The sequence below is a fragment of the Rosistilla carotiformis genome (assembly GCF_007753095.1).
GTDB lineage: Bacteria > Planctomycetota > Planctomycetia > Pirellulales > Pirellulaceae > Rosistilla > Rosistilla carotiformis.
Window position 1 is genome coordinate 4403053 of sequence record NZ_CP036348.1, and the last position, 23748, is coordinate 4426800.

A 23748-nucleotide genomic window follows, 5' to 3' on the forward strand; every position below is an offset into this window, starting at 1 on the left:
GCTGGAAACACGTCGTCAGCATGATTCTGCTGATCGCGGTTTCGTGCAATATCGTGGGAATTCCCGTCTTCGCTCCCTCTGCCCCCAAGCAGGGGCGTTTTCCATGCGAGCACTGCTCCTGCGGCTGTGCGACGGCCGATTACTGCTGGGACAAATGCTGTTGTCATTCGGACGTCGAAAAATTGGCATGGGCTGCCAAAAATGACGTCTCCCCGCCGCAGTTCCTGCTGGAACGTGTGGCCCAGCAATTTCGGACGGCGACGAACACCAACCCTCTGGTGGCCGAAGCGACATCGGCGCCGAAGAGTTGCTGTTGCAGCAACAAAGCATCCCTCTGTTCGACAGTGGAACCGCAATCCGATCTCGAATCGACAGCGACGTCCGCCGAAGAACCTCAGCTGCGCGTCGTTCGATTGGAAGATGCCGCCAAATGTCGGGGCGTCGAAATGTTCTGGTCGGTGTTGTCCAGTGTCGTCGTCTCATGGCCAACCCCCGTGCTGAAACGCTTCGACCCGCCACTGCTGTACACCCTGCGTCTGGTCGATGACCGAGCCATTTCGGTCTTCTCTTGCCCCGATCCGCCGGCGCCCTAGATCGACAGCGGGCACGTCTTGCAATCCAACCGTATCGGCTAGCCGTGATTTCACGGTAAGCGGATGTTCGTCTGGATCGTCTGCGTGCCCCGACCAACGGCGGCATCTCCCTTCCCGTGCATAGCCCAACACGTTCGCAATCCGAACGATCGAGCTATCGGCGAGCAGGCGGGTCTGTCGTTGCCTCCGATCTCCCCCTCGCGTTGCAACCGCGTTCGAACGACCGAGCTTGTCGTGCGGACGTTGGCTTTGCAGAACTGCCAGTCTGTACACGCAGCTGGATCAAATGTTTGCAAACGCTCCTGCGCGGTGATTCCCCAGGACACCCTCCAAAATTTGAAACAGAACCAAGACGATGAATTTACCTACCCAAAACTCTCTCGAATCGCATCGGGTTCGCGTACCGCGTTGGTCGCGGGGCTTTACCCTTGTGGAACTGCTGGTCGTGATCGCAATCATCGGCATCCTCGTCGGGCTGCTACTGCCCGCAGTCCAAGCCGCCCGCGAAGCGGCTCGCCGAATGCAATGCTCCAACAACCTGAAACAGATGACGCTGGCGTTGCACAACTACGAATCGACGCATCGCGTCTTCCCTCCCGGCAGCCTGGGGTATCCGTTTGTTTGGTCCCCCCAGTCGCAATTGCTGCCGTTCGTAGAACAGGGCAGCTTGAAGGATCTGTTGGTCTATGAAGTGCCCCCACTGGCCGCCTTCGGAGCGGGATACAACACCACTCAAGTGACCCAAAACGACACCGCGGCCAAACAACAACTGCCGTTCATGACCTGCCCCAGCGACGGTGAATCGGTTCCTGGCTCCGACTATGGAGGGATCAGCTATCCCGGATCGGCCGGATCGGGGATCAACAACGTAGCGGACGCCACCGATGACGGATCGATTTCGAATTCCGACGGAATCTTCTTCACCAAATCGAAGATCGGTTTCCGCGACGTGATCGATGGCACCAGCCACACGATCGCTTTTGGCGAACAACTGCTCGGCGACGGCCAAAACAGCCTCCCGGCCAACAACGATTTCCGGCGCCGCGTGGTCGAACTGGCAACCTCCACACAAACCACTCCCGCTGCATGCGCGCCGGGATCGGCGCCAGCCTGGTCGGGGCAACGAGGGGCCAAATGGGTCAACGGCCACTTGGCCGATTCGATGTTCAACCTTTATTACACCCCCAATTCCAAGGACCCCGATTGCCACAACGGCTACCACAACTTTGCCCTGGTCAGCGCCCGCAGCAATCATCCCGGGGGTGTGCAAACATCGTTGATCGATGGCAGCGTGCGATTCGTGGGTGAAACAATCGATTTGACGGTCTGGCGTTCGGCCGGAACCCGCGCCGGCGGCGAAGTGACTCAGGGGCTGTAACCCCAACACGGCCCAATCACCGCTCCTGCGTTGGCACGATGAAGGTTCGCTCCTCACAAAGTAGGATCTTCACCGCTGGCGCAGGAGCGACTTTTTTGTGACATGACCTCGTCCCAACGAGAATCGGTGGCACCGGGAGTGCGTGGGGACGAATCGATCGGCCGGGAGCGTACCGGCCCTAAAGAAGTTCAAATTGCAATCGCGAAGCGATCTTATTCGTCGGCAGCGCGCATGAACGCTTCGGCAACATGGTCGTAATCGCACAGATCGCCATTGCCAAAGTACAGTTTCAATTCGCGGACAGCCGCTTCGGGACCGTCCGAGGCGTGAACCAGGTTCATCTGGCGGCTGTTGCTGAAATCGCCACGGATCGTTCCTGGTGCTGCGTTACATCCGTTGGTTGCACCCAACAGTTCACGCATCACGCGGATGACTTCGATCCCGTCGATCGCCAAGGCCACGATCGGCGCGCTGGTGATGAACGACTCCAAGCTTGGGTAAAATGGCTTTTCAACATGCTCTGCATAATGCTGTTTCGCCAAATCGGGCGTCACATGCATCATCTTCATGCCGACGATGTTCAGCCCCTTGGCCTCGAATCGGCTGATGATCTCGCCCATCAAACGGCGTTGAACGCAATCGGGTTTCAGCAGTACAAGCGTACGCTCCATCCTTCAGTCTCCTGAGTTTTGTGTGATGTTGGAACTCGCGAAACCGGCAGCCAGGCGGATGCCTCGCGAGTGCCCGGTATCGTATCAGTTCCCACAAAATCTCGAAAGAACGCCAACGGTTCCCCCGACGAGGGCAGTCCCAGCGGCTAGGATCCCGTGGACGGCGAACCCGACTGATCGGTGTAGATGTCCAACGCATCGATCCACGCCGCCAATCGGTTTGCCGACTGGGGCAGCCCGTTTTCAGAAAGTTCGGTCATCGCTCCCAGTTCGCCGATGAACCGATCGACCACGCGGTCGACCTCCGCCGCGATCCGTTTGCAGACTTTCAATTTGTCCAAACAATAACCGACCCGCTTTTTACAGCGCGCCAACATGATCTCCGCTTCCGTATTGCGCGTCCCGTCGGCCGTGTCATGCGAGATCTTGGCACGCGCCATCGCTTCGTGCGCCATTTGCATACGTCGCTCGGCCAGCTGCAGCTGCGATTGCCAATACTGGCGGCGTTCCACCGTAATCTGCTCTCGAAACCGATGCGCTAACTGACGCAATTGGGTCGCATGGTCGTCGCATTCGTCGGACAACCGGAGCACTGCAGTGTGCAGGCTTCGCAGCGCATCGACGCTTTTCACATCGCTGGACACCGGCGGTTATCCTTTCAGGTAGGCATCGATCTGATCCGCTTTGCGAAGCAGATAGGGGATGTGCTGTTCTGCGGATTGAACGAAACGAGCCATCTGCCGCAGCTCATCTTCAAATTCCGCGGCGAAGCGACGATGCTGTTGATCGCGCCACGATTCACCCAACTGGTTCATCTGCGACGACAGTGAACCAGCCCGTTGTTGCAGCTCTTCAGTGAAGACCTTGAGGTTCCCGGCGAACTGCCGCAGGTGGTCGGGATTAACGATTGCTTGGGACATGATCGGTCGTCTCCTGTTCGTGAAAATCAGCAGCCCCCTTGGCTTCCAGTCGGGCCAAGGCTTGGGTCGCAACGAGATCGTTGGGGTTCAATTGAAGGATACCACGCAGGTAACGTTTGCAAGTGGCGCGAAGGCCCAGTCGCGAGGCGAGATCGGCGGCATGACGCAACGCCGCCAGCTTGACACTTGGTAGCGGTTGCAACGAGCGCCGCAAGGCCGCCCCCCGAAACGCGGTCAGCGCCGCTAGCGGTTCGTTGATTGCCTGCAAGCACATGCCGCGAACCAAAAACGCCTTACTGCACTCTTGAGGATCTTCCAACGCCGGTTCCAACGCGGCGATCGCCTCGTTAAATTTCCCCATCTCATACATCGCTTCGGCCATCACGATGCACAGGTTGGTCTGGCTAGGATCGCGCAGCAGCCGCTTGCGACAGACTTCGGCGCGACGTATCGCCCACTCGTGCTGTGCCCGCTCCAGATCGCTGGTCACATCGGGCGTCGGATGTTGATTGTGCAACCCCTTGAGCTCTTTTAGACGCTGCAGGCTGCGCGCCAATTCCGCCTCTTCCAGTTCCCAAAGCACATCGGGATCATCACTGGCAACTCGCACCGCTTTTTCGAGCACCTTCTGCGCTTCGGCCGGCTTATCGATCGCCCGGTGGATTCGCGCCAATTCCAGATAAGGCGCGACGTCGGCCGGAGCATCGCGAATGCTCATCTCCAGTGCCTGACGTCGCTGCACCGAAGTGTCGAAATCCGTGGATCCGGAATCGTCCGTCGACATGTGTAAACTTTCCTGTTGCTGGCGAAGAGAGCGGCCCGACGCGCGGGACACCATTGTATCATACCCTCGTCCGCCCCGATGTGTTGCCCTCCGCATGCGTTCACACTCGGCCCCCTTGCGGCGATGCAAACGGAAGCGGACCTCTAACGCAGAGCCAAGTTCGACCGGGTTCTACGTTCCAGTGGACATTCGATCGGTTGAATCAACGGTTGCGTTGATCGAAAGCGGCCATGTACGCAGGGACCAAGATCGTGCGTACATAAAAGGTATCGACCAATACCCCCAGCCCCAACGCAAAGCCGAGTTCAACGACGCCGCGAAGCATGATCGGCGGTTGGTCTTGCGCTTGGCCGATTCCGACCCATTGCATCAATTCCGGGGCCCACGCCGACGCGGTCATTGCAAAAAACGTCCCTGCCATCACGACGCCACAACTGGTGATGATGCCGCCGGTCCGAATGATCGCTCTTCGCAAACCCGCCAACCGCCCGCCTCGCTTCTGTTCTTCCAACACGCGAGTTACCAGGTAGACGTTGTAGTCTTGCCCGACAGCCACCAGGATGACAAACAAAAACAGCGGCAGCTTCCAGTCCAAACCGACGAATTGATCGCCGTAGACAGTGCGAAAAAATGCGATCGTCAAGCCGAGCGTAGCATAGTAGCTCAGCAGGACGGTGGCGATCAAATAGAGGCTCAGCCCAAACCGCCAGACGACCATCAGCAAGATCATCAGCACCGCGCCGACGACAAAAAACTTGATCCGCATCGTGTCGCGTGTGGTCACATGTTTCAAGTCTTCCATCGACATCGCCGTTCCGGTGACCTGCAATTCGCAATCGCTAACCGGCGATGCAATGAAGCGTGTCTTGACGTCTGGCATCGGGTCGATCCCGAGTTCGGCGTCTCCATTGCGAAGCGCCTCTTTCAAACGATTCGCAAACGGAACCAGGCCATCGCCGCGGTTCATCGTCACCAACACCTCGCCGCGGCCGGCGACTTCGGCACCTTCGTCGTAATCGAACCAAGCCATCCCCGACGTGCTCAGCTGCCAATCGACCGACTTCACCCCCTCAAGCGCCTGCTTCGGCGGCGGGATCGTTTTTTCGAGTCGCACGATCGCATCTTGAATTTGACCAATCGCCAGGTCGGTCGCTTCCATACCGCCGATCTCAGGCGTCACCACGATCAGAAACTGGCTCATCAAATCATCGACGCGTTCGACCACCCGGTCCAACACCGCGGCCGCCGCGTCGCCAAACGGCTCTTCGTCGACCAACACGTCCAAGCGGATCAAACGGTTCGCGTACGAAGCTTCGTCGCTGGTAAAATAACGCCGGCTCACGCGATGCTGCTTCAACACCCAACCGACCAACGATTCGATCGCAAACACACTCTTCCGTTTTCCCGGCGGGTTGTCCCCCAACGGATCTTCCAAGTACCGGATCCCGCGCACGCCTTCGACCTGATAGATCGCCGATACCAAATCGCGCAACGACGCACGGCTGACTTCCGGATCGACCGGATGTTCATGCAGTAACAACAGCACGATCGGATTCGATTCCCCCAACGAATACGAATGCGACAACGTTTGCACGCCCTGGCGGCTGCGCGCTTCGGCATTTAATTGCGTCGTCACGTCGTAACTGACATCGCCTTCGTGCTGGAATCCATAGATTGCTGGAATGGTCAATAGACCGATCCCGCCGACCAACATCCACTTGGGACGCTGCGTTACAACCAACGCGATGAACCGCCAGAAGACGGCTTGTTGTTCACTGCGTTCCAGTCTTCCAGGCCAAAACACGCGAGGCCCCAGGGCATACAGCAACGCAGGCGTCAGCGTCGTGCAGACCAGCAGCCCCACCAACAAACAGATCCCGATGATCGGCCCGACGTAATGGAATTTCCCAAAGTCGGCGACCCACATCATCCACAGTCCAACGACCGTAGTTAGCGCGCTGCCCAACAACGCTCCCATCACCTTGGAGAGCGCTTGTTCGACGGCCAGCCCCCAGTCCAATTCGGCAGCTTCTTCGCGTAGCCGCGCGATTAAAAACAGGCAGTAATCAGTCCCGGCACCAAACAGGATCACAACGACAAAGATCTTCGACGTCGTGAAAACCTTTAACCCAATCCATTCCAATCCAGGTTGCTGGCCGGCGGACGCCAAGGCCGATACGAGCCCGGTGGCGCATGTCACTGCGACACCGATCGAGACCAACGGAACCGCCACCAGCGCGGGGGCACGGTAGACGACCGCCAGGATGATCATGATTAAGATCACCGTAAACCATTCGGTGTATTTGATCGCGTCCCTTGCTGCGATCAATGTCTCGCCGCCGATCGCCGCCGATCCGGAGATCTCGATTCGCAAGCCGGGTTCGGCCAGTGGCAACGAATATGCTCGCACCGAATCAATCAATTGGTCCAGCGACTCCATCAATTCGATATTGCCGGTCGCCAAAAACTCCGTTTCCAATCGAATCACGACCAACCGCAGATCGCGTTTGCTCAATCGCTTGCCGATCCGTTCGTCGTCCCACGACAGGATGTCCAGCATCGCGTCCAACGATTTGTCGCGGTCTTCGATTGGCGTCGCCGATTCGATCTCCGGATCCAACGCCAGGGCGATCTCCCGATCGCTTGCGGCGAGGTCGTGCTTGCCCAGCGAATCGTGCAGCCGGGCGCGGTCCCAATACGCGATCGCAACGCGCGGTTCGTACCACGGATCGGTGCCGGCGGAGATCGAATCTTCAAAGTATTCGTAGAACAGCGTGTCGAGTTCGATCGAGCGATCGAAGGCGTCCAACGCGTCGTCGACAAGTTCGCGAACGTGATCGTTGACCGGAGCCGTTTTGCCCGACCATCCATTCGCCAAGGCCCGGCGAACGTAGACGCATCCCAGGCGATGGCGCAGCCGACGCGAGAGATCCATCGCAACGTGTTGATCGCGTTTTCCGATCTTCTTCCCGTCGCGAGCGAACAGGATCATAAACTGGCTGCGCGGACGCTCGGTCGGAAACGCGGCGTCCAGAAGCTTGGTTCCCGCCACGCTGGCGGTCGTCGGCGGAAGGTGTTCGAAGTCGCCGTCGTAGGCGACTTGTTTCCAACTCGGAGCGGCCACGCGACTGACGATCACCGCAGCCAGCCACAGCAGCAGCACCCAACGCCAGTGGCGGATGACGAAATGCGACCAGCGTTGGCTGAGGTGGGGAAGGAGCGGAGGCATGATAGGCAGTCGGTGTGTGGGTTAGAGACCCGCGGGGCAGATGAGCACTTTCATCGCCTCGGGCTCTCCGGCATACAATCGCTCAAACCAAGCGGGGCCCTCTTCGAGCGTCGCTTTGGCGGTGATCAACGGTTCGACTTGGATCTGACCGGTTTCCAGCAACTTGATGCAGGCCGGGTATTCTCCGCTGGAGGCACAGCTGCCCAAGACGTTCAACTCGCGCGTGACAACCGACTGCAGCGGCAGCTCGATGTTCGGCGAGATGTTTCCGACCAGCGTGACGGTGCCCCCTTTGCGAACGCTGTCGATCGCTGTCTTGACCGTCGGCGTCGCCCCAACGACTTCGAGCGCGACGTCGGCGCCGCGGCCACCGGTCAGTTCCGCCACGCGGGCGACGACATCTTCTTTGGATGCGTCGATCGTCACGTCGGCTCCCAGCGTTTTGGCAACTTCCAATCGGTTGGCGTTCAGGTCGGTCGCGATCACTCGCGAGCAACCGGCCAGTTTGATCGCTTGGATCACCAGCAGACCGATCATCCCGCTGCCAACAACCACCGCGGTGTCGCCCAGGGAAACGGGCGTCCGCTCCGCCGCATGGACCGCGACGGAGATCGCTTCGATCAACGCGGCCTGTTCGAACGAGACAGCATCGGGCAATTCGTAAACGATGTGACGAGGAACCGCCACGTATTCGGCGAACGCACCGTACTGCCGATATTCGCCGCACGAGACGCCCAGCACGCGGCGGTTGTCGCACAGGTTCATCTCGCCGCGGCGGCAGAAGTGACACTTGCCGCACCAGACCATCGAATCGAAAGTCACTCGCGTGCCGGCGGGCAGATCGGTCACGCCGCTGCCGACCGAAGCGACGACGCCCGACGCTTCGTGCCCCATCACCAACGGCGGAATCCGCCGACCGGTGCTGCCGTCGTAGCCGTGGATGTCGCTGCCGCAAATGCCGCACGCCTTCACTTGAACCAAGACGTCGTCGGGGCCTAGTTCCGGAACGGGGATCTCCGCCAGTTCCAATTTTTTGTATTCGGTCAGCAGCATTGCTTTCATGGGGCCATCCATAATCAGAGATACGACGCGGAAATCCCGCTTCCTAGCGACGCAAGCTCGCCAGGAAAGTCGTCGATTTTAACGCTAAGCGCTGGGCGTGCGTAAGGTCCGGCCAATGAATTCCTCTGCGCCGACCGATTCGAGCAACCGCTGCTGGCCAAATCCCACCTCGATGATCGGCGTCCGGCCGACATAACGTTGGATCTCGCCGCGATTGGTCTTCATCGATTCGCAGCCTTCGCGGCCGACTTGGTTCAAGACGATCGCGATCGGATCGCGTCCCAGGCGGCTGCGGCAGACCTCGACACTCAGCAGCGTGTGGTTGACTACGCCCAGGCGGTTGGCCGCGACAAGAATCACGTCGGCTTCCAACTCTCCTGCCAGGTCGGCATTCAGAAAATCATCCGCCAGCGGCGACAGCAATCCGCCGGCTCCTTCGATCAAGACATGATCAAAGCCTTCGGTCCAGGGCGTCAGGCCGGAGAGGATTTGATCGACGTCGACCCGCTTTCCCTCGGCTTCAGCAGCTCGTGGAGGGGAGAGCGCCGCGGCAAATCGCTGCGGGCAAACGTGTTCCAGATCCAGAGGCTTGCCGGCGGCTTGCCAGAGAGCAACCGCATCGCCGCTGACCAGTTCATCCTGTTCCAACCAGCAGCCACTGGCGACCGGTTTATAGACGCCGACGGGGAGGCCACGCTGGCGAATCGCCGCAGCCAGCAGGCTGGAGACAAAAGTCTTGCCGACATCGGTGTCGGTCCCGGCGATAAACGTTAGCGATCCCAACGGTGGACTCCGGTGGAGCCGCGACGTGGTCGCGGCGTTCATTTCAGATGGCAACGGCTGCGAGCAGAGTCGCAGCACGACTTGTTGCACTACGCTTTAGCGTTGTACGCGAGCCGAACCGCCTTGAGCGAAGGCTTCGACTTCGGGCAGCTTGGCGTTGCTGATGTCGCCCGAGAACGTGGTCAACAGAGCTCCGTGAGCCCAGCCCAAGCGAAGCGCTTCTTCGTGTGGACGTCCGTCCAACAGGCCGTAGATCAGACCCGAAGCAAATCCGTCGCCGCCACCGATACGATCCAGAACGTCCAACTGGCACGTTGGTGCAACGTGCTTCTCGCCACCGATCCACAGAACCGCACCCCAATCGTGACGGTTGGTCGTGTGAACCTCACGCAGCGTGGTGGCGACCATCTTGATGTTCGGATACTTGGCGACGGTCTTCTCGATCATTTGGAAGAACGTTTCCGGATCCAGCTTCGAATCCTTCTTCTCTTCCACTTCGGGACCGCTGAAGCCCAAGCCCTTTTGCAGGTCTTCTTCGTTGCCGAACAGAACGTCGACGTTTTCGACGATCTTGGCGATCATCTCTTGACCCTTTTCCAGTCCGCCCAACTTGTTCCACAGCTTGGCGCGGTAGTTGAGGTCGAACGAGCAGATCGTTCCCTTGGCGCGAGCCGCCTTCATCGCTTCGATCACCAACTCGGAAGTCGACGCCGACAACGCGGCGAAGATGCCTCCGCTGTGGAACCACTTCACACCACCGCTGAACAGCTTGTCCCAATCGAAGTCGCCCGGCTTCAGCATCGCGCCCGCTTCGTTGGATCGGTTGTAGAAGACGACAGGAGCGCGGACGCCGCAGCCGCAATCGCTGTAGACGGTCGCGATGTTCGGGCCGTGAACGCCATCGTGCTCGAAATGCTTGTAGAACGGGCGAACTCCCGTTTCTTGGATGCGAGCTTGGACCAATTCGCCGATGCCGTAATTGACCATTGCGGTGCAGACGCCGGTGTTCAGGCCGAAGCAGTCCGACAGGTTGGCGGCACAGTTGTATTCGCCACCCGAAACGTGAACCTTAAATTCACGCGCCTTGCGGAATACGGTGGTCCCTGGATCCAAGCGATGGACGACGGCGCCCAGGGCCAGGAAATCCAAGTCGGCTTCGGATTTGATGTTTAAAACGCTCATAGTGTCTCCAAATTTGGTAAGGATGGTTTGTTTTGATTCGGGTCAGGGGAAGCGTGTGAATCGGGAACGATCGCTCCGATCATCCGCCACGCTAAAATCGCAGCGCATGCTTCCTGTGGCAACAGGCCGCCGCACCATTGATGGCATGTGGTGGACGAATCGGCTAGATGGTTACCGATGAAAATCCGCCGTCGACGACGATGTTTTGCCCCGTCACGAAGGACGAAGCTTTTGATGCGGCCAACCAAACAACGGCTCCCGCCAGTTCGTTTGCGTCACCGAAACGAGCCATCGGAGTGTGGCCGATGATCTGTCCACCACGCTCGGTGTAGCTGCCATCGTCGTTGAACAACAGTTTGCGGTTTTGGTCGGCCGGGAAAAAGCCGGGGCTGATCGCGTTGACGCGAACGCCACGCGTGGCCCATTCGCGAGCCAGGAACTGGGTGAGGTTGATCACAGCCGCTTTGGCCGCCGAATAGGCGACGACGCGCGACAATGGGATCATCCCAGCCATCGAAGCGATGTTGATGATGCTGCAGCCTTCACCGACGGCCAGCATCGATTCGCCAAAGACTTGGCTGGGCAGCAACACGCCGCCAACCAGGTTCAGGTCGAACACGCCCTGCCACGCCTCGTGCGGCAGCTTGCAGAAATCGCTCCCCGGCGGCAGCGTGGCGTCGGGGTGATTTCCGCCGGCGGCGTTGATCAGAATGGTGGGAGTTCCCAGTTGCTTGGCGATCGCGTCGCGGGCGGCTGTCAACGAATCACGGCAGAGCGCGTCGGCCGATTGAAACATCGCCGTTCCGCCAGCCGCTTCGATCTCGCGGACTCGAGCTTCACCGCGCTCGGCGCTGCGTCCCACAACCGCCACTTTGGCCCCTGCATCAGCCAACGCTTGGGCCATGCCGCCACCTAAGACGCCTGTTCCACCCACGACGACTGCGGTGGAACCAACCAAACTGAAGATCTCGGTGCTCATGAATTCCCTGGTTCAAATACAGATAGGCTGAATCGATCTAGAAGGGGTAAAGGTAATCGAAAACGAATGTTAATAATAGTGGAAGAGAGCATCGGCGGTTCTCGCAACACGCTCCCCCGGGGCTACAATGATCACTCCCGCCCAAACCCAACTGAAACTTCACACGACCTACCCCAGCACTTCATGCCATGCGAATCTCCGCTCTCGTTCTGCTTGTTGCCACCCTCGGCCTCGGATCGCTCCCCTGCCGCGCCCACGAAGGGCATGACCACGGACCGTCCGATGGCCCCGAAAACATCGACGCCACCGGGATCGTCTTCGACGATCAAAATGGCAATGGCCGCCGCGATCCGGGCGAACCGGGCCTGCCCGATGTCCGCGTCAGCAATGGCAAGGCGATCGTGAAGACCGACGCCGACGGTCGCTACCATCTGAAGATCAGCGACGATGCGATCATCTTTGTGATCAAGCCGCGCAACTGGATGACTCCGGTCAACAAACTGAACCTGCCGCAGTTCTTCTACATCCACAAACCCGCCGGTTCGCCAAAAACGAAATTTCCAGGCGTCGCGCCGACTGGGCCGCTTCCCAAATCGGTCGATTTCCCGTTGGTGAAGCGAGCCGAACCGAACCAGTTCCGGGCCCTGATGTTTGGCGATCCGCAGCCTCGCAACGTCAAAGAAGTCGAATACATCGCGCACGATGTGATCGAACAAGTGATCGCCGAAGAAGCCCATCAGGCGTCGTTTGGCGTCACGCTGGGAGACATCGTGTTCGACGATCTGGAGGTGATGAAGCCGTTTAACGAAGCGATCGCGCTGATCGGCATTCCCTGGTACAACGTGATCGGCAACCATGACATCAACTACGACGCGACCGACGACAAGACGAGTGACGAGACGTTTGAGCGACACTACGGTCCGTCCTATTACTCGTTCGATCACGGCCCGGTGCACTTCATGGTCCTAGACGACGTGATGTGGACTGTCGACACGCCGGGCAAACGAGGCAAATACACCGGCGGTCTGGGCGAGCGGCAGATGGAATTCATTCGCAACGACCTAGCCGGCATCCCGGCAGATCAATTGGTGGTGCTGATGATGCACATCCCGTTGGTTAGCGTCACCGATCGACAGGAACTGTATCAATTGATCCAGCAGCGGCCGTTTGCGGTATCGATCTCCGCCCACGCGCACTACATGGAGCATCACTTCATCGGAGAAGAAGATGGCTGGCAGGGGCCAAAAAAACATCACCATGTGATCAACGTGACCGTCTGCGGCAGCTGGTGGCGTGGTGCTCCCGATGAACGCGGACTGCCGCACACGACGATGAAAGATGGTGGCCCCAACGGCTATTCGATCATGACCTTCGACGGGCACAAGTATGATCTGGAGTTTCGCGCTGCGTCGCGAACAGCCCATCACCAGATGAACATCTACGCTCCCGAAGAGATCGAGATCGCCGCACTGCCAAGCGATGCCGACCAGTTGCCCAAGGTTGTGGTCAACGTCTTCAACGGTTCGGAACGAACCAAGTGCGAGTTCCGGATCGGCGACGACGACGCGTGGAAGCCGATGGAGCAGACGACGACCAAAGATCCCGCTTACGTCGCCGCCCTTGCCCTGGAAGAATCGCTGGAACAGAAAGCGTGGACCGGTTTGCCAGCAGCTCGCGACACGCCGCACATTTGGCAGGCGACGTTGCCCGTCGATCTGAAACCGGGAACGCACGCGATCGAAGTTCGCGCGACGATGCGATCGGGCAAACAGCATATCGCCAAGCGAATCATGCGCGTCCGCTAGTTGCCACCGCCACAAGTTTCCGGCGGTTGCTCCGCAGCCGCCGCTTCGACTCGCAGTTCAATCCCGCCGTACAGTCGATTGAACTCTTCCAGAAACTGTTCGGCAGGCCCAAGCGGCAACTTGATCGGCCCCATGCATCGTTCGCCGCGGTGGATCAATCCTTCAACCCGGACGCTCGTTCGTGGACTGCTCATCGTTTAAACCCAATCGTATCCGGTGATTTTGCGCAATCGATCTTCGTAGTTCCCAAGAAGTCCGCCGATCAATTCCCATCCATCGCGTTTACGGATCTCTAATTCGCCGTGCTTGTTCACTCGCAGCACCGACGTACTGGTGACTCCCGCCTTGCGAAGTTCTTCGGGATTAATTTCGCCATCGTTGATCACGTCCATCAACGTTTGGCCAGTCAATTCAATGAACGGCATAAGATCGCTTTGAGGAATGAAGCTTTTCAAATTACGCCAGCCGCCCCCAATCCAGGCGGCAGGTCGAGCCTAAGGCCGACGTCGGAAGTCTCGGTCGCTGGTGCGAACCCGAGGCGTCCGATCGGGCAGCAGATTATACGGTACAGCTGCCGCACCGTAATAGAGAAGTTTTCGCAGTGCTCCCCAGCCCGATACCGGCCCGAAGCGGAAAGTGATTGAATCAACCTCCCTTCGCAAAGAATGGATAAGACCACTCGATTGCGCTTCGTGTTAGTATGAAACACGCTGCACTTGCGCAAACCGTCTTTACTGATTTGGATTTCTATGCCGTCTCCCAGCCGTTCCTCTTCGATCCCTGCGGTCGCGCTCGACGAGCAGGCGTTGATCCAGGAGTGCGATGTTAAATTCACGCGCCGTGGAGGACCTGGCGGCCAACATCGCAACAAGGTTTCCAGCGCCGTCGTGTTGAAGCATCGCCCGACGGGCGTGACGGCGGAGGCGTCGGAGCGGCGCAGCCAAGCGGAGAACCGCAGCGTGGCGGTGGCACGGCTGCGCGTCGAACTTGCGATTCAGGTTCGCGAAGAGGTGGAAGCGTTCGTCGTGCCGCTGGTCCGCCAGTACGGCGGTTCGCAATTCCGCGTCGCGATTGGCAACGAAGTCTATCCCGTGATCTTGGCCGATGTGCTCAATCGAACGCTCGCCAACGAAGGGGATGTGGCCACTGCGGCAGAGTTCTGGTGCACCACAGCAAGCCAGATCGTTCGCTTCCTGAGACAGGAACCGCAGGCGCTCGCTACTGTCAACCAAGCGCGCGAAAAGGCCGGCAGGCACCGGCTGAAGTAGCTCCACATCGACCGCCGTAGCTCCGGATCAGGCGGCTTGCTTGTACGGCCTACCACGCAAATCGTCGACGTTGGGAACCTTGAACCCGCGACCTTCGGGTTCCATATGCCCAAACAAAACGCCCAACATTCGAGGATGCAGGCAGACGTACGACCACAGCGTTGCCACGGCGACGCCGGCCAAGACGTCACTCAAAAAGTGCGCCTGGCACAACAACCGTTCGGAGCACGAGAGTGTCGCCAAACAAACGAAATAGATGCGTCCCCGAGGGAACAGTAGCATCATCCCGATACACAACCCAACACCGGTTGCAGCGTGACCGCTGGGGAACGAACGCAGCGTGCTATCGTCGAAGATCGCCACGTTCTGCAAATAGGCATCCAACGCCCACTGGTAGATCGAATCCTCCCGCGCCGTGGCGAAATCAAAATCGTTCGGTCGCCGCCGCAGGATGAACATTTTAAGAATCGTCACGATCGCGCCGCTGCCGAACGACAGCGCGGCCAATCGTGGCAAACACCAACGTTTCTCGGGGACCAGAATCGCGATCCCCGCAATGATCATCGCAACCCCAAGCCCGTGCGAGAAGAATTCCGAAATGAAGATCACCTTGCGGAAATCGCCCGGCAACCGATCTTCCCAAAACCAAACCGCGATGTCGTAATCGCAGAACAAAGCCAACGGGGTCAGCATCGTCACCGCCACGCCGAACCACAACAACGGTTGCAGCGGCTTGCTGGAGCGGGCCGACCATGCCGGTCCCGGATACAGTTTGAGGCTGGGTTCTTGGGGCTCTGGATTCACGATGATTCTTTTCTGATCGCGGTGATCGGCATCTGCGACATTCGGCGCCGCGTTTCCTCCCACGCTTCAACAGTGGGGAAAGCCGCTGTCGGGTTGTGAGTGGATCTTGTACCAGACGGGTTGGGGGTGTCGAAATAGCGAATCGTGCTAATGTTGATCGCTTGACAACGTGTCAGGCGGCAAAGATGTTTTCGTTCTCCGCCAGTTCGGCATCGTTGACCGCAACGATCGCGATCCGGTGGGCGTTGGCGATCCGCGTTACCTCTTCTCGGTCAACGACAATCGTCTTGTCGGCTTCGATCACGATGCAACTGCCGCCGGCGGCAGCCAGCAGTTCGATCGTTTGCGGACCGATCGTGGGAACGTCGAATCGCATGTCTTGCTGCGGCTTGGCGACTTTGATCAGGGTGAAGCCTCGCTTGCCGCACAGCTTCCCCGATCGCTCGATACAAGCGTCGGTCCCTTCGACCGCTTCGACCGCCACGACGGTTTGATCTTTCACAGTGATGCTCTGACCGATGTCCAGCCCGCCCATCTGCTTGGCGATTGTCCAACCAAAGCGAACGTCGGCTTGCTGTTTCGCGTTCAATCGTTGCGTCGAATGGTGGCCTTGTTTCACGAGTAGCTCCGGAGCGAAATCGGTGGCGGGGCAGACCTCGATCCCGCGCGCCAGATAGGCGTCGGTCACGGCGGTCAAAAGCGTGTCGTCGCGAGTGTCTTTGCTGCGCGTAATAAAATGTGGGGCCATGGTGCGGATGCAGAACAGGTCGGGCAGGTGCCGCAGCCAAACCGATCCCTGGAACATCAGGTCGGCTTTGAACAGCTTGCCCGCCATCGTCATCCGCTGGACGCCATGCCGACGGAAGAACCGCAACTGGCCTCCCATTTTGGCGACGCCAAACCAACGGACCTCATCGCAGATGTCATTCAAACTTTCGCAAGCGTGACCGCGGATCGCAGCGCAGGCGACCCGATGGTTCTGCCGCTTCAGCGACTCGGCAACCAGAATCGGAAACCGCCCCCATCCAGCGATCAGCCCGACGGTGCTGCCACTCGGCGAAGCGTTGGCGATGGACGGGCTCGGTAGCGTAGCCGAATTCATGGCGGACAGGGGATACGAGGGAAGGGATTGGGGACGGCCCGGCGTTATTCCGCGCGGGCCGTTGGATTGGTTTGCGGCGACTAAGCAGCTTTCGTTTGCGAAGCGTTAGGCTCCTGCATTTTTGAGAGCTGCTTTTCGAGCGTTTTGATCTGACGACGCATCTCGGGCAAACGACGCCACATCGCAAAGATCTGCATCTGTTCCTTCTGCTTCGTCGCCGGGCTGCCCAAGTAGACGTTGCCTGGTTCGCAGTCGGCCATCACGCCACCTTGAGCTCCCACGATCACGCCGTCGCCCAGTTTGATGTGGTCCTTCAGTCCAACTTGCCCGGCCAGCACGACGTAGTCGCCGGTGCTGCTGCTGCCCGCGATGCCGACTTGCGAGCAGATCAGGTTGTGGCGACCGACCTGAACGTTGTGGGCGATCTGCACTTGGTTGTCGATCTTGGTCCCGCATCCGATCCGCGTCGCGCCGTAGGTGCCGCGATCGATCGTCACCGCGGCGCCGATCTCGACATCGGCTTCGACGTGAACGTAGCCGAGCTGCCCGGTGCGGATGTGTTTTCCTTCCGACTGGCGATATCCGAAACCAAAGGCTCCCAAAATCGAACCGCCATGAATCCAGACGCGATCTTCGAGGATTGTGTTTTCATACAGCAGCACGCCTGGCATCAGGTTCACTTCCGAACCCAAGGTGCAGCCGGCCATCACGGTCACGCCGGAGACGAGGTTGCAACGCGGCCCGATCGTGACGTTCGCACCGATCACACATCCCGGGCCGATCGTCGCATCGTGGGCGATCTGCGCCGAAGGGTCGACGACGGCGTGGGGGCTGATTCCGGCGGGTGCCACGACCTGCGAAGGGCGGAACTTTGCCACGATCTCCATAAACGCGGCGTGAACATCCGGCACGATCAGCTGAACCAGCGGACAGTTTTCGAGTTCTGATGCGACGACAACAGCCGACGCTGCTGTCGATTCCAAATCGGACCGACGTTCAACATTGTCCAACAGCGTGATTTCGCTGGCCGATGCTTCGCCGATCGGGTTGGCACCGGTGATCTGCAGCGAATCGTCGCCGATCACGGTGGCGGCAAGTTCGTTTGCAAGCTGGCGGATGGCGATCGGCTTCATGGGGGCTTCCTTGCTTTGGCGAAAATTGCGGGGTGAGACTCGCGATCGTGCGAATCGCCCACCTGCCGGGGGCGAGCAGATATCTGCATCGTTAAATAACAACTTCGCGGTCTCGGTCGCAATATGAATGCGTTTCGCGGCGGCGAGCCCTTTGGTAAACCGGGCGATTTGCAGCGAATTCGCGACCCGTCGCTATCCTACTTGCGTTTTTTAAGGGGCGCAGCCAGACTTTGCCTATGAAATATGTCATCATCATTCCCGACGGATGTGCGGACGAAGCGCTCGAAGCTCTGGGGGGCAAAACCCCGCTGCAAGCAGCTCAAATTCCCCACATGGATGCGATCGCAGCTGCCGGCACGGTTGGCTTGAGCAACAATACGCCGGCTCATTTTCCAGCCGGTTCGGAGGTCGCCAACCTCTGCCTGCTCGGCTACGACCCGAATCAATACTTCACAGGCCGGGCGCCGCTGGAAGCTGCGGCGCAAGGGATCGAGCTGGGCCCCCACGACTGGGCGGTTCGCTGCAACCTGGTCACGATCGAAGACCAGACGATGGTCGATTTCACGGCCGATCACATCACGACCGCCGAATCGACCGAGCTGCTGAAATCGCTGCAAGAGAAATTGGGGAGCGATCAGATCCAGTTTGTCCCGGGCGTCAGCTACCGCAATCTGATGCTGTTTCGCGGTTCCGCCGAATCGCCCGCACCGTTTGGGCAGGAAACTCGGACCAGCGCCCCGCACGATCTGACCGATCTTCCGGTCGTCGACGATTTCCCCCGCGGTCCCGGCAGCGACTTGATCAGCGAGCTGATGGCTGCGTCGCACGAGATCTTCGCCGATCATCCCGTCAACGTCGCCCGCCGCGCCGCCGGTAAACGGCCAGCGACCAATGTCTGGTTGTGGGGGCAGGGGCGTGCTCCCAGCTTGCCACCGTTCCGCGAAGCCTATGGCCCGCAAGGCGTGATGATCACGGCAGTCGATCTGCTGCGTGGGATCGCTGCGATCGTCGGTTGGCCGCGGATCGAAGTCGCCGGGGCGACCGGTTATTTGGATACCGATTACGCAGCCAAGGGGCAAGCGGCGATCGAAGCGCTCAAGGAATACGACCTCGTCTGCGTTCACATCGAAGCTCCCGACGAAGCGAGCCACGAGGGGCGGTACGACGCGAAGATCGAAGCGTTGCAGCAGATCGATTCGCAGATCGTCGGCCCGCTGCACGCGGCGCTGCAGGCGCAGGGGGACTATCGAATTTTGGTGATGCCCGATCACCCGACCTTCTGTTCCACCAAGAAGCACACGCACGGCATGGTTCCGTTTGCGATTGCCGGTTCCGACACAAAGGCCGACCCGGCGCAAACGTTTGACGAAGTCGCTGCCGCATCGACCGGCAAAAGCTTCGACCAGGGATGGGACTTGATGAAAGAATTTACAGCCCGGTAGCTCTGGCCCCATCGCTCCACGTCAACCACACGCCCAAACCTCCACACAGCTATGTCATTGATCGTTCAGAAATTTGGCGGCACCAGCGTTGCCGATGTCGAAAAGATTCGCGCTGCCGCTCGCAAAGCGATCCGCGCCCACACCCAGGGAAACCAAGTCGTCACCGTCGTCAGCGCGATGGGCAAGAACACCGACCGCCTGGTCGAACTGGCCTACGAACTGAACGATCGGCCGCCGGCTCGCGAAATGGATGTGTTGCTGTCGACCGGCGAACAGGTGACCGTGGCGTTGATGGCGATGGCGATCGAATCGCTGGGATACATGGCGGTCAGTCTGACCGGAGCTCAGATGGGCATCCGCACCGACAACACCTTCACCAAAGCGCGTATTCAATCGATCGACACTCAACGCATCCAGGGCTATCTCGATGCGGGCAACATCGTGATCGCTGCCGGTTTCCAAGGGATCGACGATGATTTCAACATCACCACGCTCGGCCGTGGCGGCAGCGACACCACGGCGGTTGCACTGGCGGCGGTCCTGGGGGCCGACACGTGTGAAATCTACACCGACGTCGACGGCGTCTACACCACCGATCCGCGACTGTTGCCCGAAGCTCGACGCGTCGAAGTGGTCAGCTACGACGAAATGTTAGAGCTTGCCAGTCTTGGAGCGGGCGTGATGCACAATCGCTCGATCGAATTCGCCAAGAAGTTTGGCGTGCCGATCCATGTCCGCAGCAGCTTCTCCGACACGACGGGTTCGATGATCGTCGCCGAGTGCGAATCGGAATCGTCGCCAGTCTGCGGTGCGGCGATGACCAAAAACGAAGCCCGCGTCACGATCCTGGGCGTCCCCGACGTTCCCGGCACCAGCCTGGACATCTTCTCGCGGATCGCCGATCGCAAGATCGCTGTCGACATGATCGTTCAAAACGTGGGAACCGAAGGCCGAGCGGACGTCTCCTTCACCGTCCCCAGCAGCGAACTGGCGGTCACGTTGGAAGCCGCCCGCGACGCGATCGAAAAGATTGGTGCCCTGGGCGTTTCCTCGGACGAAAACGTCAGCAAGATCTCGGTCGTCGGCTTGGGGATGGCTCAACAAACCGGCGTCGCCCATCGGATGTTCTCCGCATTGGCCGAAGCGGGCATCAACATCTATATGATCACGACCAGCGAGATCAAGATCTCAGCACTGGTCCCACGCGAAAAAGCTCAAGACGCACTGCGCGTTGTCCACAACGCGTTTAAGCTCGAAAGCGTCGCCGAAGATGCTCGCAACTGGAGCCAGATTCAGCACGATCGCAGCCAGACCGCCGACCTGCAAAGCGTCGTCGCGACGCTGCAGGACGATACCTTGGAAAAGCTGACGCTGACCGATATCGCGTTGGTTCCCGACCAAGCGCGGATCACGCTGTTGGGCGTTCCCGACCGTCCCGGAATCGCCGCCGACATCTTTGCCGACGTTGGCAAGTCGGGGATCTTTGTCGACATGATCGTCCAGGGCTACGACGGCGAAGATGGCACGACAAGCGTCAGTTTCACCGTCCCCAAAGCCGACTATGCCAACAGCCGCGCCGTGGCCGAAGCGTTGTGCAAGAAGTTCAATCTGCGAGGCACCGACGGGGCGGACGACATCGCCAAGCTTTCGGTCAGCGGTATCGGACTCCGCAGCCACACCAGCGTCGGTACGATCATGTTCCGCACCCTTGCCCAAGCGGGCGTAAACATCCAGATGATCAACACGTCGGAGCTGCAGGTGAACGTCGTCATCCAAAGCGACAAAGCTGCCGAGACCGAGCGTCTGCTGCGCGAGACGTTTGCCGAATCGCTGCGATCTTAAGTGGCGTGCAGCTTCCCCCGCCCGGCCAAGTTTAACCCGCCCAGCGCAGCTGGGAGGGTCGGAAAAAGAGCGTTTAGCGAATTTTCCGGGGAGGGCATTCACCAGGATCCAGCGACGCAGCTTTACCTCCGACGCCCCTCCCCGAACAACGCTTCGCTCGTTCGACCCTCCCCCGCAAACTGCGTTTGGGGAGGGTGAATTCATGATCACACCGGAAGCCCAAATTCACCCGCCCAGCGCAGCTGGGAGGGTCGGAAAATGAGCGTTTAGCGAGTTTTCCGGGGAGGGCATTCACCGGGATCCAGCGACGCGGCTTCACCTCCGACCGCCCCTCCCCGAACATCGCTTCGCTAGTTCGACCCTCCCCGCAAACTGCGTTTGGGGAGGGTGAATTCCTGATCACACCGGATGCATAAATTCACACGCCCGGCGCTACAAAAATTCCCCTATCGCTACCGCAACTGCCAGCTCTCGTCAAAGAAATTGGCGTCGACCACTTTGCCGGGCCACAGCGAATCGGCGGGTGTTCTTACGTCGATGACCGCCCAATCGGGCAGTTTGGGAACCTGCCGTGCGTTGTTCAAATAGGCGAACGTGCGATAGGTGAATCCGCTGTTGATCACGACGTATCGGGTCGGATTCTTCGGGTTCGGATAGATCATGACCGGAGCGTGATGCGCCGCGTCGAACGATTGCTCGCCGACAGTGACCACCTTGTCGTTCCAGCCGATCGGCAATTGATCGGCGATCGATCCCAGCACTGAATTACTGGACGGATCGCCAAACAGGATCAAGTGACAATTGGCGATCTCTTCGTCGGTCAGGTCGACATCGCGGCGGACGATCGCGTCGCCGCGGAATTGCCGCCGCCACTCGGTGACCATTCTCTCGAATTCGGCTCGCGTCCAAGCTTCGATCGCCGGATGGGCTGCCGGCGAGGTCGGTTCGACCAGGATAAAGCGGTCCATAAACGCATCGTCGATCGGCCCCTGCAACGCGTGGCGTTTCTGCAGGCCCGCCGAAGGGCGACGGCCTAACTTCCAAGTCGCTCCGTCGCGGTAGACTTCGCAAACCCAAGATCGATCCGATTCGGGCTGCGGCCCGGCGATCATCTGCGTTTGCGGAAAGCCTTCCCCTGCGCTGTCCGTTCCCGTGACGGTCAGTTCCAAGTTCACCGGATGCCGGGGATCGAAGGGGCTCGTGCCAGCGGGCAGTTCGATCCGCAAACCGTTGACTCCGGCAACACTCAAACGCACTGTGTTCCCCTCTCCTTGCAAGCCACCGCGAACCGTCGCTTTTTCCCAATGCGATTCGAGCTCCGTGACGGTCAGCCAGAACGACTTGTTGTATCGCAGCGTGTAGGTTGCAAAGTCGATCGTTTCGGGCAATCGATCGCGGCCGCCACGGGCAAGGCTGGCAAGCTTCCGTTCGATCAACTGCAGCGAATCGGGATGGATCGTGTGCTTCGTCTCGGGTCCGATCAGATGCGTCAAACGCAATCCTTCCCGCTGCATCGCTTGTTCCATGATGTCAGCCGCCTGTTTCTGCTTGTCCAATTCGCCGCTGTAGGCGACCGTCGGCAGATTAAATAGGTTGGCGGCATAGCCGGTGCAGTCGTACATCTGCCACAGCTTTTTCTCGTACCAGGTTGGATCGAGCGTTTCGCTTTGGAAGGTTCGCAGGAACTCCGGAGTCTCGGAGAATCCGGCACCAGGGTTCGCGGCGAAGAAGAGGCTGGGGTAATGAACGGCCAGCTGCCAACAACCGGCTCCTCCCATCGAGAACCCCCGTACACTGACCCGGTCGTTGTCGACGCGGTACTGCGTGCGGGCGTGCTGCAAAGCTTCGAGGACGTCGATCTCACCGGCGAATTTGAAGGCGTTGCAGTACCGGCCATAAGGATGCAGGACCAGCGTGTCGGCTGGCGAAATCCGGCCCACCTGATTCATCCGTTCGTGGATAAAGACCGCTTCGGAACTGCGTTCGCCGCGGCCGTGCAGCCACAGGTCCAAGCGATGCTTCGTCGCGCCGGAGGAGGAATAACTCTCGGGAACGACCATCCCGTACGGCTGAACCGTGTCGTCGATCCGAGAGCGAAAGCCGCGAACGACCAGGCCGGTCTGCGTGGTCCATGGAGCCTTGCCCGCCGCCAACGCTTCGGCGCGATCGAGCCCTTCGGCCAGCACCTGTCGCGCCTTGTTGACGTCTCGTTCGGCGAACAGTTCGCGGTGCGCGACCGCATCGCGGATCGCGCGGGCGAAGATTTCGACGTCGGGCAGCAACGCTTGCCCCAACGGTTCTTTGGCATCGCGAATCTGCTGGATCTTCGCGTTCAATTTCTCCAATCCCGCGAGCAGTTCGTCTCGATCGGCCGGCTTCATTTCGATTCCCACCGGCGGCACGGGGCGGACCGTGGTGGCATGGTTATCCGCAGGACCGTCGGCTAGAACCAGATTGGACAAGAGGACCAGAGAGAAACTGAAAAACAAGCTTCGCATGGAGAGGGATTCCCGAGGGAGAAAGGGGCTATCGTGAGGGTGCCCAATCATGGTCGAAAGGTTCCCCGATTGCAAATTCGCGTCCCCCGACGGCGACGCAAATGCGGCGTTTTCCGCTCGACCGACCTCCCCCGAGCGTCTACCCCGCAAAAAACGATTTACCCATCGTTTCCCAAGACTATACCTTGATGAGAGACCAACCTTGGGCGACTATAGAGAGCTAGCGAACGCAAGCATCCTACGAACACCACGTCCCAGGCAGCTTCCCGCAGA

21 protein-coding genes are annotated in these 23748 nt (G+C 59.4%); 6 read left to right on the forward strand and 15 right to left on the reverse strand.

Annotation, left to right across the window (positions count from 1 at the left end; all coding sequences use genetic code 11):
* Positions 1-20: 20 nt before the first annotated feature.
* Together Poly24_RS15900 and Poly24_RS15905 are read left to right on the forward strand one after the other, a co-directional pair.
* On the forward strand, positions 21-593 hold the full coding sequence (locus Poly24_RS15900) for a hypothetical protein (RefSeq protein ID WP_145097358.1): 573 nt from the start codon (positions 21-23) through the stop codon (positions 591-593).
* Positions 594-948: 355 nt separating this feature from the next.
* Complete coding sequence (locus Poly24_RS15905; RefSeq protein WP_145097361.1) at positions 949-1971, forward strand: DUF1559 domain-containing protein; 1023 nt, start codon at positions 949-951, stop codon at positions 1969-1971.
* A 212-nt stretch (positions 1972-2183) separates the two neighbouring features.
* Here the strand turns inward: Poly24_RS15905 and ndk are convergent, their stop codons facing one another.
* The 9 genes from ndk to Poly24_RS15950 all read right to left on the reverse strand — a co-directional run bounded on the left by ndk (position 2184) and on the right by Poly24_RS15950 (position 11581).
* A complete protein-coding gene (gene ndk, locus Poly24_RS15910; protein WP_145097364.1) occupies positions 2184-2642 on the reverse strand; it encodes a nucleoside-diphosphate kinase in 459 nt (152 codons plus the stop codon).
* A 146-nt stretch (positions 2643-2788) separates the two neighbouring features.
* Positions 2789-3286 carry a hypothetical protein gene (locus Poly24_RS15915; RefSeq protein WP_145097368.1) on the reverse strand — a complete coding sequence of 166 codons (498 nt, stop codon included), beginning with the start codon at positions 3284-3286 and terminating at the stop codon, positions 2789-2791.
* Between the two features lie 6 nt (positions 3287-3292).
* Positions 3293-3562 (reverse strand): WXG100 family type VII secretion target, encoded by a 270-nt coding sequence (locus tag Poly24_RS15920; RefSeq protein ID WP_145097372.1) that lies wholly within the window; start codon positions 3560-3562, stop codon positions 3293-3295.
* Positions 3543-4346, reverse strand: coding sequence for a tetratricopeptide repeat protein (locus Poly24_RS15925; protein ID WP_197451951.1), 804 nt, complete (start codon positions 4344-4346; stop codon positions 3543-3545). Before Poly24_RS15925 ends, Poly24_RS15920 begins: the two co-directional genes overlap by 20 nt.
* Before the next feature lie 202 nt (positions 4347-4548).
* Entirely contained in the window at positions 4549-7575 is a 3027-nt protein-coding gene (locus Poly24_RS15930) for an MMPL family transporter (protein ID WP_145097378.1), read from the reverse strand.
* A gap of 21 nt (positions 7576-7596) precedes the next feature.
* Positions 7597-8637: a galactitol-1-phosphate 5-dehydrogenase gene (locus tag Poly24_RS15935; RefSeq protein ID WP_145097381.1), complete on the reverse strand. Its 1041-nt coding sequence runs from the start codon at positions 8635-8637 to the stop codon at positions 7597-7599.
* An 84-nt stretch (positions 8638-8721) separates the two neighbouring features.
* On the reverse strand, positions 8722-9420 hold the full coding sequence (bioD, locus tag Poly24_RS15940) for a dethiobiotin synthase (RefSeq protein ID WP_197451952.1): 699 nt from the start codon (positions 9418-9420) through the stop codon (positions 8722-8724).
* Between the two features lie 96 nt (positions 9421-9516).
* On the reverse strand, positions 9517-10602 hold the full coding sequence (locus Poly24_RS15945) for a sugar kinase (RefSeq protein WP_145097388.1): 1086 nt from the start codon (positions 10600-10602) through the stop codon (positions 9517-9519).
* A gap of 163 nt (positions 10603-10765) precedes the next feature.
* On the reverse strand, positions 10766-11581 hold the full coding sequence (locus tag Poly24_RS15950; protein WP_145097391.1) for an SDR family oxidoreductase: 816 nt from the start codon (positions 11579-11581) through the stop codon (positions 10766-10768).
* 188 nt (positions 11582-11769) lie between these two features.
* On the opposite strand from Poly24_RS15950, the gene Poly24_RS15955 reads away from it, so the two are divergent.
* A complete protein-coding gene (locus Poly24_RS15955) occupies positions 11770-13386 on the forward strand; it encodes a calcineurin-like phosphoesterase C-terminal domain-containing protein (protein WP_145097394.1) in 1617 nt (538 codons plus the stop codon).
* Here Poly24_RS15955 and Poly24_RS15960 read toward each other — a convergent pair.
* Complete coding sequence (locus Poly24_RS15960) at positions 13383-13580, reverse strand: hypothetical protein (protein ID WP_145097397.1); 198 nt, start codon at positions 13578-13580, stop codon at positions 13383-13385. The genes Poly24_RS15955 and Poly24_RS15960 overlap by 4 nt on opposite strands.
* Positions 13581-13583: 3 nt before the next feature.
* The gene (locus Poly24_RS15965) at positions 13584-13811 is read right to left on the reverse strand and encodes a hypothetical protein (protein ID WP_145097400.1); all 228 of its coding nucleotides are present in this window, start codon (positions 13809-13811) and stop codon (positions 13584-13586) included.
* 324 nt (positions 13812-14135) lie between these two features.
* On the opposite strand from Poly24_RS15965, the gene Poly24_RS15970 reads away from it, so the two are divergent.
* On the forward strand, positions 14136-14654 hold the full coding sequence (locus Poly24_RS15970) for a peptide chain release factor family protein (RefSeq protein WP_145097404.1): 519 nt from the start codon (positions 14136-14138) through the stop codon (positions 14652-14654).
* A gap of 27 nt (positions 14655-14681) precedes the next feature.
* Here Poly24_RS15970 and Poly24_RS15975 read toward each other — a convergent pair whose 3' ends face one another.
* The 3 genes from Poly24_RS15975 to lpxD all read right to left on the reverse strand — a co-directional run bounded on the left by Poly24_RS15975 (position 14682) and on the right by lpxD (position 17693).
* Positions 14682-15458, reverse strand: a complete 777-nt coding sequence (locus Poly24_RS15975; protein ID WP_145097408.1) for a phosphatase PAP2 family protein — start codon at positions 15456-15458, stop codon at positions 14682-14684.
* Positions 15459-15630: 172 nt separating this feature from the next.
* On the reverse strand, positions 15631-16560 hold the full coding sequence (locus Poly24_RS15980) for an LpxI family protein (protein ID WP_231753169.1): 930 nt from the start codon (positions 16558-16560) through the stop codon (positions 15631-15633).
* Positions 16561-16640: 80 nt separating this feature from the next.
* Positions 16641-17693 (reverse strand): UDP-3-O-(3-hydroxymyristoyl)glucosamine N-acyltransferase, encoded by a 1053-nt coding sequence (lpxD, locus tag Poly24_RS15985; RefSeq protein WP_145097412.1) that lies wholly within the window; start codon positions 17691-17693, stop codon positions 16641-16643.
* 236 nt (positions 17694-17929) lie between these two features.
* Here lpxD and Poly24_RS15990 point away from each other — a divergent pair, with 236 nt between their 5' ends.
* Positions 17930-19135 (forward strand): cofactor-independent phosphoglycerate mutase, encoded by a 1206-nt coding sequence (locus Poly24_RS15990; RefSeq protein WP_145097417.1) that lies wholly within the window; start codon positions 17930-17932, stop codon positions 19133-19135.
* Positions 19136-19186: 51 nt separating this feature from the next.
* Positions 19187-20977 (forward strand): aspartate kinase, encoded by a 1791-nt coding sequence (locus Poly24_RS15995; protein WP_145097420.1) that lies wholly within the window; start codon positions 19187-19189, stop codon positions 20975-20977.
* Positions 20978-21429: 452 nt separating this feature from the next.
* On the opposite strand, the gene Poly24_RS16010 is transcribed toward Poly24_RS15995, so the two are convergent.
* Positions 21430-23475 (reverse strand): prolyl oligopeptidase family serine peptidase, encoded by a 2046-nt coding sequence (locus Poly24_RS16010; protein WP_145097426.1) that lies wholly within the window; start codon positions 23473-23475, stop codon positions 21430-21432.
* Positions 23476-23748: the final 273 nt, after the last annotated feature.

Bases quoted from the DNA above. Each gene is read 5' to 3' on its own strand.
- Poly24_RS15900 (WP_145097358.1), top strand. From the start codon at position 21: ATGATTCTGCTGATCGCGGTTTCGTGCAATATCGTGGGAATTCCCGTC.
- Poly24_RS15905 (WP_145097361.1), top strand. From the start codon at position 949: ATGAATTTACCTACCCAAAACTCTCTCGAATCGCATCGGGTTCGCGTA.
- ndk (WP_145097364.1), bottom strand. From the start codon at position 2,642: ATGGAGCGTACGCTTGTACTGCTGAAACCCGATTGCGTTCAACGCCGT.
- Poly24_RS15920 (WP_145097372.1), bottom strand. From the start codon at position 3,562: ATGTCCCAAGCAATCGTTAATCCCGACCACCTGCGGCAGTTCGCCGGG.
- Poly24_RS15925 (WP_197451951.1), bottom strand. From the start codon at position 4,346: ATGTCGACGGACGATTCCGGATCCACGGATTTCGACACTTCGGTGCAG.
- Poly24_RS15930 (WP_145097378.1), bottom strand. From the start codon at position 7,575: ATGCCTCCGCTCCTTCCCCACCTCAGCCAACGCTGGTCGCATTTCGTC.
- Poly24_RS15935 (WP_145097381.1), bottom strand. From the start codon at position 8,637: ATGAAAGCAATGCTGCTGACCGAATACAAAAAATTGGAACTGGCGGAG.
- Poly24_RS15945 (WP_145097388.1), bottom strand. From the start codon at position 10,602: ATGAGCGTTTTAAACATCAAATCCGAAGCCGACTTGGATTTCCTGGCC.
- Poly24_RS15950 (WP_145097391.1), bottom strand. From the start codon at position 11,581: ATGAGCACCGAGATCTTCAGTTTGGTTGGTTCCACCGCAGTCGTCGTG.
- Poly24_RS15955 (WP_145097394.1), top strand. From the start codon at position 11,770: ATGCGAATCTCCGCTCTCGTTCTGCTTGTTGCCACCCTCGGCCTCGGA.
- Poly24_RS15960 (WP_145097397.1), bottom strand. From the start codon at position 13,580: ATGAGCAGTCCACGAACGAGCGTCCGGGTTGAAGGATTGATCCACCGC.
- Poly24_RS15965 (WP_145097400.1), bottom strand. From the start codon at position 13,811: ATGCCGTTCATTGAATTGACTGGCCAAACGTTGATGGACGTGATCAAC.
- Poly24_RS15970 (WP_145097404.1), top strand. From the start codon at position 14,136: ATGCCGTCTCCCAGCCGTTCCTCTTCGATCCCTGCGGTCGCGCTCGAC.
- Poly24_RS15980 (WP_231753169.1), bottom strand. From the start codon at position 16,560: ATGAATTCGGCTACGCTACCGAGCCCGTCCATCGCCAACGCTTCGCCG.
- lpxD (WP_145097412.1), bottom strand. From the start codon at position 17,693: ATGAAGCCGATCGCCATCCGCCAGCTTGCAAACGAACTTGCCGCCACC.
- Poly24_RS15990 (WP_145097417.1), top strand. From the start codon at position 17,930: ATGAAATATGTCATCATCATTCCCGACGGATGTGCGGACGAAGCGCTC.
- Poly24_RS15995 (WP_145097420.1), top strand. From the start codon at position 19,187: ATGTCATTGATCGTTCAGAAATTTGGCGGCACCAGCGTTGCCGATGTC.
- Poly24_RS16010 (WP_145097426.1), bottom strand. From the start codon at position 23,475: ATGCGAAGCTTGTTTTTCAGTTTCTCTCTGGTCCTCTTGTCCAATCTG.